Source organism: Thermosynechococcus vestitus BP-1, assembly GCF_000011345.1.
Classification (GTDB): Bacteria; Cyanobacteriota; Cyanobacteriia; order Thermosynechococcales; family Thermosynechococcaceae; genus Thermosynechococcus; species Thermosynechococcus vestitus.
On sequence record NC_004113.1, the window covers coordinates 768,334 to 782,274 of the forward strand.

At 54.9% G+C, this 13,941-nt stretch carries 12 protein-coding genes and 1 tRNA gene; 8 read left to right on the forward strand and 5 right to left on the reverse strand.

Annotated elements, in window-relative coordinates; all coding sequences use genetic code 11:
• Position 1: 1 nt before the first annotated feature.
• The 5 genes from gcvT to pxcA all read right to left on the reverse strand — a co-directional run bounded on the left by gcvT (position 2) and on the right by pxcA (position 5,626).
• Positions 2–1,102: a glycine cleavage system aminomethyltransferase GcvT gene (gcvT, locus tag TLL_RS03785; protein WP_011056592.1), complete on the reverse strand. Its 1,101-nt coding sequence runs from the start codon at positions 1,100–1,102 to the stop codon at positions 2–4.
• A complete protein-coding gene (locus TLL_RS03790) occupies positions 1,086–3,122 on the reverse strand; it encodes a thioredoxin domain-containing protein (protein WP_164920751.1) in 2,037 nt (678 codons plus the stop codon). Before TLL_RS03790 ends, gcvT begins: the two co-directional genes overlap by 17 nt.
• Complete coding sequence (gene folB, locus TLL_RS03795) at positions 3,106–3,495, reverse strand: dihydroneopterin aldolase (RefSeq protein ID WP_011056594.1); 390 nt, start codon at positions 3,493–3,495, stop codon at positions 3,106–3,108. The genes TLL_RS03790 and folB overlap by 17 nt, the downstream gene beginning before the upstream one ends.
• Before the next feature lie 192 nt (positions 3,496–3,687).
• Positions 3,688–3,768, reverse strand: a tRNA-Leu gene (locus tag TLL_RS03800).
• Positions 3,769–4,240: 472 nt separating this feature from the next.
• Positions 4,241–5,626, reverse strand: coding sequence for a proton extrusion protein PcxA (pxcA, locus tag TLL_RS03805; RefSeq protein WP_011056595.1), 1,386 nt, complete (start codon positions 5,624–5,626; stop codon positions 4,241–4,243).
• A 78-nt stretch (positions 5,627–5,704) separates the two neighbouring features.
• Here pxcA and TLL_RS03810 point away from each other — a divergent pair, with 78 nt between their 5' ends.
• The 8 genes from TLL_RS03810 (at position 5,705) to TLL_RS03845 (ending at position 13,868) form a co-directional block, all read left to right on the forward strand.
• A complete protein-coding gene (locus TLL_RS03810; protein ID WP_164920752.1) occupies positions 5,705–7,732 on the forward strand; it encodes a recombinase family protein in 2,028 nt (675 codons plus the stop codon).
• Positions 7,733–7,796: 64 nt separating this feature from the next.
• Entirely contained in the window at positions 7,797–9,386 is a 1,590-nt protein-coding gene (gene metG / locus TLL_RS03815; RefSeq protein ID WP_011056597.1) for a methionine--tRNA ligase, read from the forward strand.
• 65 nt (positions 9,387–9,451) lie between these two features.
• Positions 9,452–10,135, forward strand: a complete 684-nt coding sequence (locus tag TLL_RS03820) for an NYN domain-containing protein (protein WP_011056598.1) — start codon at positions 9,452–9,454, stop codon at positions 10,133–10,135.
• A 41-nt stretch (positions 10,136–10,176) separates the two neighbouring features.
• Positions 10,177–10,943 (forward strand): IS5-like element ISTel4 family transposase gene (locus TLL_RS13485; protein WP_315862510.1). Its coding sequence is split into 2 segments (ribosomal slippage): positions 10,177–10,528 and positions 10,528–10,943, totalling 768 coding nucleotides; the frame shifts between segments, so codons are not numbered across the junction.
• Positions 10,944–10,971: 28 nt separating this feature from the next.
• Positions 10,972–12,201 carry an LPS export ABC transporter periplasmic protein LptC gene (lptC, locus tag TLL_RS03830; RefSeq protein ID WP_011056599.1) on the forward strand — a complete coding sequence of 410 codons (1,230 nt, stop codon included), beginning with the start codon at positions 10,972–10,974 and terminating at the stop codon, positions 12,199–12,201.
• Between the two features lie 27 nt (positions 12,202–12,228).
• The gene (locus tag TLL_RS03835) at positions 12,229–12,822 is read left to right on the forward strand and encodes a prolyl hydroxylase family protein (RefSeq protein WP_011056600.1); all 594 of its coding nucleotides are present in this window, start codon (positions 12,229–12,231) and stop codon (positions 12,820–12,822) included.
• A gap of 31 nt (positions 12,823–12,853) precedes the next feature.
• Positions 12,854–13,384, forward strand: coding sequence for a hypothetical protein (locus TLL_RS03840; RefSeq protein ID WP_011056601.1), 531 nt, complete (start codon positions 12,854–12,856; stop codon positions 13,382–13,384).
• A gap of 25 nt (positions 13,385–13,409) precedes the next feature.
• Positions 13,410–13,868: a hypothetical protein gene (locus TLL_RS03845; protein WP_011056602.1), complete on the forward strand. Its 459-nt coding sequence runs from the start codon at positions 13,410–13,412 to the stop codon at positions 13,866–13,868.
• Positions 13,869–13,941: the final 73 nt, after the last annotated feature.

Below are 13,941 nucleotides of genomic sequence, written 5' to 3' on the forward strand. Positions count from 1 at the left end.
ATCAAATTTTAGCCGTTGACCGCGGCCGGCGATAAAAGGGTCGAGGCACCACCACCGCTGGCACCCAGCGATCGCGCACCTGCACCGCCAGTTCACGACCTATGTGGGCAAACTCTGGAAAGACATAGCCAAGGGCGATCGCCTTCCCCAACGTGGGAGATAGGGTGCCACTGGTAACCTCCCCCACGGCCTGGGCTCCTGCGTAGATTGGGTAGCCGTGGCGAGCAATGCCTTTGCCCAGTAGTTCTAACCCCACCAATTGCCGCTCAATGCCCTGCTGCTTTTGAGCTAAAAGGGCAGCACGACCCACAAAATCGGGCTTTTGCCAATCAATTAACCCATCGAGACCCGCCTCTAGGGGGGTAGTTTGCTCATCCATATCCTGGCCGTAGAGGAGCATGGCGGCCTCCAACCGCAGCGTATCGCGCGCCCCCAACCCACAGGGAGTCACACCTGCCGCCAACAGGGTTTGCCACAACTGTTGCCCCAGTTCGGCGGGGACAAGAATTTCCCAACCATCTTCACCTGTGTAGCCGGTGCGCGCTATCCAAGCAGGCTGTCCCAGTAGGTTCACTGGAGCATGGCGATAGGTCTTGATCTCCCCTAGGGGGCGATCGCACAAGGGAGACAGCGTTGCCGTCGCCGCCGGCCCTTGGAGAGCAATCAACACCTGGCTCGCCGACTCATCAATCACCTCAATACTGGCGGGTAAATACTTTTGAAACCATGCCCAGTCCTTGGCAGTGGTAGCCGCATTCACAATACAGCGGACTTGGCCATCACCCATGTAGAGAATGACATCATCGACAATGCCCCCGGCCTCGTTCAGGAGAACGGTGTATTTTGCTTGGCCGGGCTGTAGCTGGCTCAGATTCGTGGGCACTAAGGTTTGCAGCGCCCCTAGTACTCCCTCTCCCCGCAGCACCAACTTGCCCATGTGGGAAATATCAAACATCCCCACCTGCTGCCGTACGGCTTGGTGTTCCTGCAAAATACTGCTGTACTGGAGGGGCATCTCCCAATCGCCAAAGGGGGTAAACCGTGCTCCCTGATGTAGAGGATAGAGGGGGGTACGTTGCAATGCTTCAGCCATAGAGATCATCCAGTTGTTGTTGTAGTTGGGCGGGGGTTAGTGCCGGTTCACGGCAGCACAGGCCTTCACAAACCAAGGCCACAGGCTCTAGGTCATCGCGAACTTTGAGCACGGCGGTGGGTAAATAGCGATCCCAGAGGGGGGCTAGCTGATCGGAGCGAACTTGGACACAGAGAGGGCGTAGATACCACTGCAACGCCGCCAAGAGGCTTGGACAGCTTTGGGGGGCCTCCTGCATGAGTCGGCTAAAAAAGCGCAGTCCCTTTTCTGCCTGTTCGAGGTAGGTAGGATTTTCTGTGAGCAAAAAGAGTTGAACCAAGTTGGCGATCGCCACCCCGTTGGCAGAAGGTGTGGCATTATCTAATCCTTCTCGCTGACGGACAATTAAATCAGGTCGCTCTGGTGCATTGTAGTAGCCGCCATCTTTTGCCCCCAATTCCTGATCAAATAGGGTTTGATACTGAGTGGCCAACGCCAACCACGGCTGGGCTGTCTCCCCCACGGCTAAACTCGCTTGATGCAGGGCAAGGAGGGCTTGGATCCAGTAGGCATAATCCTCGGCCTGAGCCACCTCCGCCACAGTGCCTCCATAGTTGAGGCGGTAGAGTTTGCCCTGCCGATATTGCTGCTCGTGGAGCCATTGGGCCGCTTTGGCCGCTCGCTGCCAGTAGGTGCGCTCCCGCCAGACTTGGGCTGCCGTTGCCAAGCCAGTAATCATCAGGCTATTCCAAGCCAAAATCATTTTTGTATCGGTGACGGGGGGAATCCGTCCTGGCCAGGCCCGTCCTTTGGCAGTGGCATTATCGGTGGCCACGGGAAAGGGCTGATCCATGGGCGTATCGGCACCGTAGCGGCGGGCAAAGAGTTTGCGCAGAATCGGCGCCAGCACCTGAGGATCCTCTGGGAGGCGCACCTGCTTGAGCACAATTTTGCCCTCAAAGTTGCCCCCGGCAGAGATGTCAAAATAGCTCTGGAGTTGGGTGAATTCGGTGGGGCTGAGGGTGGCCTCCAGCTCAGCATAGGACCAGCAGTAAAAGGCGCCCTCCTCTGGCTCTGAATCCGTAGGGCTGAGAAAGCTATCGGCATCCTGCGCTGCATAGAAGTAGCCCTCAGGGGCGGTCATTTCGCGATCGAGCCATTGAATGGTTTGGGCAATTGCCGCGGGAATCTGGGGAGAGCGATCGCCCTGCTGCCACAGCCGCGCTAAATAGGTCACAATCTGGCCATTGTCGTAGAGCATTTTTTCAAAGTGGGGCACTGTCCACTGAGGATCCACGGTGTAGCGATGCCAGCCGCCGCCAACGTGGTCATAGATGCCCCCCTGCAGAAGGTGCTGTCCCCGCAGCCGACACAGGTGCAACAGTTCTGGGGGATTGGGACTAAAAGCCAGCCCCTGTAGGAGCATTTGGGCATAGGGCATCATGGGGAAGCAGGTGCCTTGGGGGCGATCGCGCAAAATTGGCGTTACTTCGCGAATTCCTGCCCTTAGGAGTTCTTCCGTCAGGGGGATGGCCTCTCCCATCTCGGTGGAGGGTGCCAGATATTGCCATAGGGTGGCCTGGTGGGCAGCCAGCTTCTCTTTTTCTTGGTCGTAGAAGCGACGCACCGCCTGCAACACCTGCAAAAATCCTGGGCGGCCATAGCGCGGCTGCACCGGAAAGTAGGTTCCCCCATAAAAGGGACGCCGATCCTCAGGGGTGAGAAAGATATTCAGCGGCCAGCCCCCTTGCCCCGTCATCAGTTGCAACGCCTGCATATAGATGCTGTCAATATCGGGCCGCTCCTCGCGATCCACCTTAATCGGCAGGAAATAGGTATTGAGATAGGCGGCAATCTCCAGATCCGAGAAGGCTTCCCCCTCCATCACAGTGCACCAGTGGCAGCTGGAATAGCCAATGGACAGAAAAATCACCCGATCCTCAGCGGCTGCTTTGGCCAGGGCTTCATCACACCACGGCCACCAGTCAATGGGGTTTTCGGCATGCTTGCGCAAATAGAGGCTTTGGCACTGGCTAAGGCGATTCGGCATGGGGGCGTACCATTTCGACACTAATTTGACCCGTAAAGTTGGGCACTGGCGGGGCAAGTTTCGTCACACGCACAGCAGCCCGCTGCACTTGGGGCGGTGCCAGGCAAAGGTTCATAATGGCTGCCGCTAGGGTCTCGATTAACTGAAACCGTTGCTGCTGCATTAACTGCTCAATGGCTTGCAAAAGGGGGCGATAGTCAAGGGTGTCCTCCAGACGATCGCTGGCGGCAGCAGTTGTCATATCAAACCACAGTCTAATATCAATCTCAAACCACTGGCCCAGAATTTGTTCCTCTGGGAGAGCGCCGGTATAGCCGTAGTAACGCATTCCCGAGAGGTGTAGACAGTCAGTTGTGGACTTGCTCAAGGACATGCATCCATAACAAGGCAGGAAAAAGTCTTCTGGGCGGATGGATGTTGTGCCCCTTGCCCTTTTTCACTGTATCGCCAAAATGCTGCTGATGGCCAGTTTCCCCTCAGGGACCTTGTCCTCACTGCAGCTTGGATTTGCAATGCTACGGGGGCGATCGCCCCCCTCCTGGATGCTCTTCTGGGGAAAAGGGAATGCGGATGGCGAGACTCGAACTCGCAAGGCAAAGCCACACGCCCCTCAAACGTGCGCGTATACCAATTCCGCCACATCCGCGTAGCTTTGTCATTATAGCGCAGATGGCTAAATTTCTGAAAGGGGTCTCTGGCCTCTCGAGAGCAGAACATTGAGGAGCGTCTCTCCTCCTCTCTAAACTCTCTAAAATCCCGTGCTCGCTGATCTAGGCAGCACTGCCATAAATACAGCAGCAGTCTCCCCTTCAACAGGATTCGCGACTATGGGGAGTTAGGGCTAACCCGTGGTGGCTATCGTCTCTTTGCTCCCCTGAGTTTTATCAAACGTTCCTACCCTTGGTCTGACGCTGAGGGATATCAAAGCCTTTCTTGAGTTATACCATCTGCGGTGAGAGTTCCGGTGACCCCATCAAGCACACGTTAGAGGAGAAATGGGCCACCCGTTACACATTCTTCAACAGGAATGACAAGGCCTCCTATCTGGCGGGCGATCGCCCCCACAACCCCGACCGGCCACGATCTGTTCCATTCCCTAGCCAGTGATGCGCTCCTAGCTACTCGTTCATATTCTTGTAGGTGGCCACTGCCGAAGGGGAAATCTGGTTGAGATAACGGAAAATCCAATACTTAAACACTGTATCCAGCATCACTGGAAAGGTGGCGATGAACATATTGATAAAGTCCTCATTGCGAGGAAAGCCAAAGTGCTCGAGGGTATTATTCACCAGCACCTCCCAGCCGTGGGGAGAGTGGAAGCCGACAAAGACATCCGTAAATAGAATAATCATAAAGGCCTTGGCGCTGTCACTGAGGCCATAGACCACCTCATCCAAAAAGGTCTTAACAATCGCCAGTTGCCGTTGACCCGTAAACACCAGTGCCAAAAAGACCGTAAAACCCAAGGCATCGGAGAGGATGTTTTTTAGAGGTTCAATCAGTTCCTTTTGGTATTCTGTGGAGAGCTCGATCGCCTTTTCGCGGATGCGGTTTTGAATCTCCTCGGGGGCAATCGGCACATTACTCACAAGGCTTTCAAAGCGAATTTTGTTCTCAAAGCGGGCCAGTTCATCAAGGATGTTATCCTCCAGTTGGGAGTTAATGATCCGTTCAATTTGCCCCACCGCCTTAAAGTGGTTAACCAGGGGGCTGACGATGAGCGCCTTGGAAATTTGCTGGGTCAACAGGGGCAAAATCACCAGCAACAGCATAAAACGAACCGCCAGGCGGGTCCGCAGCTTTGAGGTGCGAAAATCACGAACGACTTCAGCTTCAGTGGCCTCATCGGAATTGAGTTCACGGCGAAAGCGATCGGCGGTGCGCAAAATCGAGCGGGGAATAAAGCTGCTGCTATCCAGTTTGGAATCACTAGTGAGATCATCACTGATATATTCCGAGAGATAAAGAGAATCCTCCGCGATTTTGTCCAGGGCGGCCGCCTGCTGGCGTTGTTGGGGGTCTTGGCGACTGAGGCTGGGGCGGGCTAGGGCATCGAGTTCCTTTTCCCGCTGCCGTTTATAGCGATTGAGGGTGGCATCAATGACCCGCAGCTTTTCATAAACGCTGGGTTCCGCCGTCGTGCTACTGACGGTAGCCGTGACCGTATAGGTTTCCGTTGCACCATTGATACCCTCGTTGACAGGAGTGGGGGGGCTTTGGAAAGGAGCAAGGGGCAAAATTTGACGGCTGGCCCGAAACTCCATCATCCGCATACGAATGGTTTTCAGCAGTTGTTTTAGCTCTGTCTCAAAATAGCTAGAGACTTCTCCCACGGGCAGATTGAGGGGACTAATGGGTTGACCGTCAAAGTGTTCCAGTTCAATCGCGCGAATTTTCAGAGCGGCTTCATAGGCTTCCTGTAGGGCGCGCTTAGGAGTTGTGAGATACCACTGTTGTGCACCCCTGATCCAGTTTCTAAGGCCAATAAAGGGATTGCTGGACATTGCTGTTGTTCTCAATGGCTACCGCAAAAGCAGTCAATCGATAGGCGATAGGATAGATAGAATCGTAGCAAATTGACTTTGGGCGCTTGGTTGGCAGTGTTGCAGTGGATCAGTGGCGGTAGTCGCAGCGGCAAAACCTATGCACTGGTGAGGGAATTTGCCCAATGGGTTCAACAGAACACCTCAGTGATTCCCCGCGAGCGATCGCTCCTCTTTTTGACGGATACAGTGGAAGGCCGCCAAGCCATCCAAAGGGAAATTCAGTCGCAGTTGGGCAGTGGCTATCGGCCCTATATCGCCACGCCAGTGGGCTTCATGCAGCAGGAGGTGGAACTTTTTTGGCCGCTGCTGGTCGAGGCCAATGCTGTTCATCCTCACCCCCCCTTACATCTCAAACCAGAAACAGAGTTGATGTGGGCACAGCGGCTGTGGCAGCCTTGGCTGGAGAACAACACCTTTGCTGCCCTGGGTGAGAATTGTGAACCCCTCCGCTGCGCCGATCGCGCCACTCGCCACCTTCTGGATATTTTTCAACTCTGTGCTTTTGCCCGCCTCCGCCTGGATGATCTACCCCAACTCATTGGGGATCATCAGCTTGAGATGCCTTCAGAAACTGTGGGGGCGATCGTCACCGCCCTAAAACAGTGGCAAAGGTGGTGTACTGACCACAGCCTTCTCACCTATGGCATTACCACCGATTTATTTGGCCGCGTTCTCCTTGACCATCCCCGTTACCAAGCTTCCTTGGGGCAGCGGTTTCAGTGTCTCCTGGCCGACAACACCCATAACTATCCCGCGGTGATGGCAGACTTGATCACCCGCTTGAACCAACAGGGGATCAAGATTGTCCTTAGCCACCAACCCATTAGCGCCGTCCGTCTGGGGCTTGGCGCCGATCCCGATGCCTTTCTCCCTCTGCAAAACCAAGCTACGGTGACGGAGTTAAGCCACTGTCCAGAAACGATTTTCGGTAAAACTAATCTACGGGTCGCCATTCAAGAACGCCTGGGCACGCCCCAATTGACGCTGCCTCAAACCATTACCGCGATTCAAACCACTTCGCGGATGCAATTGTTACAGGAAGTTGTGGAAACGATTGCCACTGCCGTGGAGCAGGGGGTAGTGCAGCCAGCAGAGATTGCCATTCTTGCCCCCGGTGTAGATAGTATTGCCCGCTATGTCCTCAGTAGTGAACTCGAAAAACGGGGGGTTCCCCTTGTGATCCTGAATGAGCAACGCCCCTTGATTCAATCCCCCCATGTGCGTGCCCTTTTGACGCTGTTGCTGTTCGTTTATCCACGAACAGGAATCATCCCAGAGGCAACGGCGGTTGCGGAGATGCTAACGGTTTTGCTGCCGCGAGAGATTGACGCCGTGCGGGCAGGCCTGCTCTCTTGCTATTGTTTTCAGCCGGGGCTGGAGCAAGCTGAGCTGCTACCGTACACCCACTATAGCCACTGGGATCGCTTTGGCTATCGTGCCACGGCAGCCTATGAGACGTTGCGACAGTGGCTGAGTACACTAGATGCCAGCCAGATGCCGGTGTATCTCCTGGAGGCGGCAATTCAACGCTATCTCTGGCCGCAACACCTAACAGCCAGTGAGTTGGCCCCCCTGCGATCGCTCCTTGAGGGCACGGCTGCCTACTGGCAAATTTATGATCACCTCCCAGGGCAGCGAGCCACACCAACAGCTGAGCGGCTGCGGGAATGGATTTACCTGCTGCGGCGGGGAACGGTGACCGCAGATCCAGCGCCTCCCCTGCGGCAGCCCCAAGGGGTCTTACTGGCGACAACGTTTCAATATCGCAGCGCTCAACTCGCCCATCCCTGGCATTTTTGGTTAGATGCTGGTAGTCCACGTTGGCAGGATGGCGGCTTGCAATGTCTCTGGCAGGCACCCATGTTTTTGCGGCAGGGGTCGGCGAGTCCCAGGGCACGGGTCTGGCAATTGGAGTCAGAACGTTTGGAGCATTTACTGGTGGATTTATGTGCGCGGGTGAGCGATCGCCTATTCCTTTGCCACAGTGACTTGGCAGCCAATGGCAGGGAGCAGGAAGGCCCCCTGAGTCCTTGGGTGGATCTGGCGGTGGGCGATCGCCCGTAGGCGGTTCCTAATGGCACTATGATAAATAACGCAATTTCCTCGACTTCCTAGGGAGAAACACTGCTTGTCACCGCACTTTTCACTGACGACCCCCCTGTACTACGTCAATGCCCTTCCCCACATTGGCAGTGCCTACACGACTATTGCTGCCGATGTTCTTGCTCGCTTTTATCGTTTGCAGGGCTATCAGGTGCGGTTCATTACCGGTACCGATGAGCATGGCCAAAAAATTGAGCGCACAGCACAACAACGGGGTCTCAGTCCCCAAGCCCACTGCGATGAAATTGCCGCTGGTTTCCAAGCCCTCTGGCAACAACTGAATATCCACTACGATCGCTTTAGCCGCACCACCAGTCCTCGCCACCACGCCATTGTCAACGAGTTTTTCCAGCGGGTTTGGGACAACGGCGACATTTATCTAGGTCAGCAGCAGGGTTGGTACTGTGTCGAGTGTGAAGAATTCAAGGAAGAACGGGAACTGCTTGAGGGTCGGCGCTGCCCAATCCATGTGAATCGGACGGTGGAATGGCGAGACGAGCGCAACTACTTTTTCCGCCTCTCGAAATATCAGCAGGCGCTCCTAGACCACTACGCTGAACATCCTGACTTTGTTCAGCCCCCCAGCCGTCGCAATGAGGTGCTGAGTTTTATTGAGCGAGGGCTTCAGGACTTTTCCATTTCGCGGGTGAATCTGGCTTGGGGGTTTCCCGTGCCCACGGATCCGGAGCAGACCCTCTACGTCTGGTTTGATGCCCTCTTGGGCTATGTCACTGCTCTCTTGGAACCAGAAGATGAGCCGACCTTGGCCAATGCCCTCAAAACCTGGTGGCCCATTAACCTGCACATTATTGGTAAGGATATTCTCCGCTTCCATGGAATCTCTTGGCCAGCAATGTTGATGTCGGCGGGCTTGCCCCTACCAGAACAAATTTTTGTCCATGGCTTTCTAACCAAGGATGGTCAAAAAATGGGCAAAAGTCTGGGGAATACCCTTGATCCCTTTGCCTTGGTGGCGCAATACGGTGCCGATGCAGTGCGCTACTACTTCATGAAAGAAGTGGAGTTTGGCCGCGATGGCGACTTTAGTGAGACCCGCTTTGTGACTATTCTCAATGCGGATCTGGCCAATGATCTGGGGAATTTGCTCAATCGCACCCTAAAAATGGCTTGGAAATACACCGATGGGAAGGTACCCAATGTCCAAGGGGCAGCGATTCCGCGAGAGCATCCACTGCGGCAACTGGCAGAGCACCTCAGCCAAACCTATGGCCAAGGGTATCGGCAACTAGCCTTCCATGAGGTCTGTCAACAGGCCCTGACCCTGGCCAGGGCAGGGAATAAGTTCCTTGATGAAGAGGCACCGTGGAAACGCTATAGGGCAGGAGAAACCGCAGCGGTGGCGGAGATTCTGTACTGTGTATTGGAGTCAGTGCGCCTTGTGGCCTATGTGCTTGCCCCGATTATCCCCCAACTGAGTGAGGCCATCTATGGGCAGTTGGGCTATAGTATTAGATTTAACGGATCAATTGCCCCAGACCTTTTGGGCGATCGCCAAGCCCAGTGGGGTGTTTTACCTGCGTCACAACCTCTGGCCAATCCAGAGCCGATTTTCCAAAAACTGTTGCTGCCTGCAACTGTCGCCGATTCCCCTTGACGCGCGATACCCTAGAGGTATGACTTCATATTTCGATAACACACTTTTTTTGAGATGATTTCTGCATGGTTACACCTTCGTCTTCAGTTATTTACACGCCAGAACAGGTGTTACAAAACCGTGGGCGCGTTGCCATCTTTATTGATGGCTCCAACCTATTCTATGCAGCGCTGCAACTGGGCATTGAAATTGACTATTCAAAACTCCTCTGCCACTTGACCCAAGGCTCCCGTCTCTTTCGCTCCTTCTTCTACACGGGGGTTGACCCCACCAATGAAAAACAGCAGGGGTTTCTGCTGTGGATGCGCCGCAACGGCTATCGTGTCGTCTCCAAGGAACTCGTCCAACTGCCGGACGGCTCTAAAAAGGCGAACCTTGACGTCGAAATTGCCGTGGATATGATGGCCCTGGTGGGTTGCTATGATACTGCCATCTTGGTCAGCGGTGATGGGGACTTGGCCTATGCCGTGGATGCGGTGAGTTACCGAGGGGCAAGGGTCGAGGTGGTGAGCCTGCGATCGATGACCAGCGATAGCCTAATTAACGTTGCCGATCGCTACATCGATCTAGAGAGCATTCGCGAAGAAATCCAAAAAGCACCCCGACCAACCTACACCTACCGTCCTATGACTGGTAGCTTGACGCCACCTCCCATTGTTACTCCCCATTGGGAGCAAGCCGAAAGGAAGGAGGAAGCTGCCGGCAATGAGTCACCCGATAGCCTAGATAGTGCCGTCACGAGTTTATGAGATACTGAGCGTGTGTCTGGACTGTATTATAGGACCGTGCCATGAGGACACCTGACTACCGTCGCCACGATATTTCCGACCGGGTTTGGGAGCGGTTGGAACCGCATCTACCTGGACGCCGAGGGAGCTGGGGGGGTGTGGCGAAAGACAACCGGCAGTTCATCAATGCGGTGTTCTGGATACTGCGCACCGGCGCCCCTTGGCGGGATTTACCCCCGGAGTACGGAGATTGGAAGAACGTGCATCGAAGGTTCTGCCGCTGGCGAGACAAAGGCGTGTGGGAAAAGGTCCTTGAGCAGTTGATCGACGAGCCCGATTACGAATGGTTGATCATCGATGCTACTCATGTCAAAGTCCACCCTCATGCCACAGGGGCCAAAGGCGGCAACCAAGACATGGGCCGTACAAAAGGGGGCTCAATACCAAGATACATCTGGCCGTGGATGCGCATGGTATGCCGCTGCGAATGGTTATCACAGCAGGTACCACTGCGGATTGTCGCCAAGCTGCAACCTTGATCGAAGGAATCGATGCAAAGTACCTGTTGGCGGACAAAGGCTACGACAGTGATGCCCTCATCGCCCAAGCCAAAGAGCATGGGATGCAGCCTGTCATCCCTTCGCGCAGACATCGCAGACAGCGACGTGAATGCGACAAGCAGTTGTATCGGCTTCGTCATCTGGTTGAGAATGCTTTTTTGCATCTCAAGCGTTGGCGAGGTATTGCCACGCGATACGCCAAAAATACGGCTTCTTTCCTTGCTGCTGTGCACATCCGTTGTATCGCCATTTGGGCATCAATCTCGTGACGACAGTATCTAGAGAACCTAGACAACAATGCCTCTGCCTAGACCCCTCTTCCTCCTTTGCCTTGTACTCGCCTTGGCAGGCTGTGGCTGGGTGGATCAATGGGTGGGGGAGGAGTCATCTCCAGAACCAGAAATCACGGGTGATGTCAAGCTGCAACATCTGACCCTGCGGCAAACCAACGCTAAAGGCCAACTCCTCTGGTTGTTGCAGGCGGCCGGGGCGCGCTATCGCGATGACGATCGCCAGCAATTGGAGATTCAAAATCTAACCGGGGAATTAAAGGCAGAGGGTAAAACCACCTACAAGGTGCAGGCCAAGGCAGTCAATGTGCGGCAGCGGGAGGGCCAACTTTGGGTTGAAGGTCGCACCACCGTCACTGATCTGCAGCAAAAGGGGACGATTATTGCCGATCAATTGGTTTGGCAGGGCGATCGCGGGGTACTCATTGCCCAGAAAAACCTGCAGGCCCGCTATCCCCAAGTGACCGTGACGGCTAAGCGCCTCGAAGCCGATAGCCAACGTCAAGAACTGCGGGCCCTCGATACCGTTCAGGTGAGCGCGGCCGCCAAGGAGGCCAAGGATTTGCGGCTCAAGACAGAAAGTTTAGTGTGGCAGCAGCAGACCAATCGACTGTTGGCAGGGGTGATCGGTCAAGGGGGGGTCACAGTCGTCGCTGTGGCGGGCGATCGCCAAGGGCAGCGGCTGCAAGCCCAAAGGGCCATCTGGTCAATTAGCGATCAACGAGTCACGCTGGAGGGGGATGTCCGAGTGCAGCTTCCTAACCCTGCTCTACGCATTGCAGGAGAAACGGTGCACTGGTTAATTCCCCAACAGCAATTGGTGAGCGATCGCCCCCTGCGGGTCAGCTATCCCAGCCAAGGCATTGAAGGGCAGGCCAATCGTGGTGTCTTCCTGATTGCTGAAAAGCGCGCCATCTTTGACAATGTCCAAATCAATAGCCAACCGCAACAGTCACAACTGCGTGCCCAACGCCTCAATTGGTGGATTCCCCAACAGCGGCTAGAAGCTCGCGGTCAGGTGGACATCCAGCGCCCTAATGCCCAACTACGCACAGCTCAACTGATTTGGCGGATTCCCCAGCAGGAAGTTGAAGCCCAAGGGGGAGTCTTTTACCGCCAGAGCAATCCCCACATTCAAGTTCAGGGCCAGCGGGCAAAAGGGTGGCTTGATCGCCAAGAGGTGATAGTGAGTGGCAATGTTCAGAGCAAAGTGCCGTTGCTAGTGCGCCTTCCCTAGACTGAATCCTAGAAATAACCAGTCCCTATGAGTACCGCACCACTGCAAATTCTTGACTTGGGGGGTGACATTCTCCTTTTCCAGCGTTTAATTCCGGTTCATCACTGTCAGCAGGTGATTGCTACAGCTGAGAAGGTGGGGTTTGAGGATGCGCAAATTCTCATGGGGACAGTCGATCGCTCAGTGCGCGGCGGCAGTTTGCTCCGCTTTGATCCCCAAGACCCCCAACAGGCAATGGTGCGGCAGATGCTTCTCCAGGCCACGCAAACAATTCAAATCGTCCTCTACCAGCACTATGGAATTCGCTTTCCTGAAATTGAAAACTTCTCGGTCCTGCGCTATCGGGTGGGGGAGGGCTATCGCCGCCACGTGGACAACCTATTGCTGGGCAGTCGGCAAATGGAACTAGCCCAGGGAATCCCGACCCGGGATGTGAGTCTTGTCGGCTATCTCAATGAGGACTTCCAAGGGGGAGAAACCTATTTTGATCGCCAAGGGGTAAAGATCACCCCCCGAACCGGGGATATTGTTGTCTTTCCCGCCTACTACACCCATCCCCATGCCGCCTTGCCCGTGGTTCAGGGGACGAAATATGCCTTTGCCACTTGGTTATTCTATTGATGCATGATGATGACCCCTTGAGGCACCGACAATGACTGAACCCCTCTGCTTCAAAACCTCGCCCCTGATTTCTGGAACACTCACTGCCCTCTATGGTGCACTCACGCTTCCCCTACCCTTTTTGGCGACCCAGACGGCGGCTCCCGTTTCACCCCGGCTGCTTTGGGGGGCGATCGCCCTCGGGGGTGTGTTCCTCTGGGGGGCGCTGAGTCAACGGGTAGAACTCGATGCTGTGGGAATCCGCCTCACCTATCCCCGTTGGGTTCCCCCCTTCCTGCGGCGGCAGTGGCAACTCACTTGGTCAGACATCCAAGGGCTTCAACCCCGTAGTACCAGCCAAGGGGGCTTGGTCTATTATCTGGTGACTGCCACAGGTCAGGGCTATCTTTTGCCCATGCGCGTGGCGGGGTTTGCCCAAATGATGCGTGCCATTGAAGCCCATACGGGATTGCCCACAGACATCATTAAGCCCCTGGCTCAACCTTGGATGTATGGTATTTTGGCTCTCTTGACGCTGCTCCTGGGAGCTGTTGATCTGTGGATTTTGACCACTGTGGGATAATGGGGACGTATTGATGTGCTGAGCAATGACCATGGGTGCAAATCGGTTTGTGGGATATCTGCGGCGAGGCGTGGTGTGTCTGCTCCTGAGTGTCCTGTGCTGGTCAAGTCTTGCCACACTGCCGGCGATCGCTGGTATTCAAGTGCGGCTCTTTGACCTGAATTACCACAAATGTCCGCCAGAAATTGGTGAAGGTTCAGTCACACCCGGGGGTACCACCCTCAAGGCCAACTGCTACCTGATTACTGGTAAAGCAGAGAATAAATCCGGCAAAACGGTAGTAGATGCCGATGTCTTTGGCCGCATCTACGATGCCAATGGTAATCCAGTGTTGCAAAACCGCACTCGGGTCGGTGCAATTGATGTCATTCCACCCGGCATTAGCGAGTTTGAAATTCGCATTAGTGTACCCTACAACCAACCAGAGCCTTTGCACTTAGAACAATTTAAGGCCTCTGGCTTTACAGCAAAAGTACGCGGTTAAGCCACCCCGTCTCTCCTCAGAGTTGCACTGAGGGACAGAAATTGTGATACCCTAAAACGCTTGATACTCCCTT

What these genes read in the sequence shown, in the direction of transcription:
- TLL_RS03835 (WP_011056600.1), top strand. Translation starts at nt 12,229, where the DNA reads ATGAGTACCGCACCACTGCAAATTCTTGACTTGGGGGGTGACATTCTC.
- TLL_RS03790 (WP_164920751.1), bottom strand. Translation starts at nt 3,122, where the DNA reads ATGCCGAATCGCCTTAGCCAGTGCCAAAGCCTCTATTTGCGCAAGCAT.
- TLL_RS03820 (WP_011056598.1), top strand. Translation starts at nt 9,452, where the DNA reads ATGGTTACACCTTCGTCTTCAGTTATTTACACGCCAGAACAGGTGTTA.
- TLL_RS03845 (WP_011056602.1), top strand. Translation starts at nt 13,410, where the DNA reads ATGACCATGGGTGCAAATCGGTTTGTGGGATATCTGCGGCGAGGCGTG.
- folB (WP_011056594.1), bottom strand. Translation starts at nt 3,495, where the DNA reads ATGTCCTTGAGCAAGTCCACAACTGACTGTCTACACCTCTCGGGAATG.
- pxcA (WP_011056595.1), bottom strand. Translation starts at nt 5,626, where the DNA reads ATGTCCAGCAATCCCTTTATTGGCCTTAGAAACTGGATCAGGGGTGCA.
- TLL_RS03840 (WP_011056601.1), top strand. Translation starts at nt 12,854, where the DNA reads ATGACTGAACCCCTCTGCTTCAAAACCTCGCCCCTGATTTCTGGAACA.
- lptC (WP_011056599.1), top strand. Translation starts at nt 10,972, where the DNA reads ATGCCTCTGCCTAGACCCCTCTTCCTCCTTTGCCTTGTACTCGCCTTG.
- gcvT (WP_011056592.1), bottom strand. Translation starts at nt 1,102, where the DNA reads ATGATCTCTATGGCTGAAGCATTGCAACGTACCCCCCTCTATCCTCTA.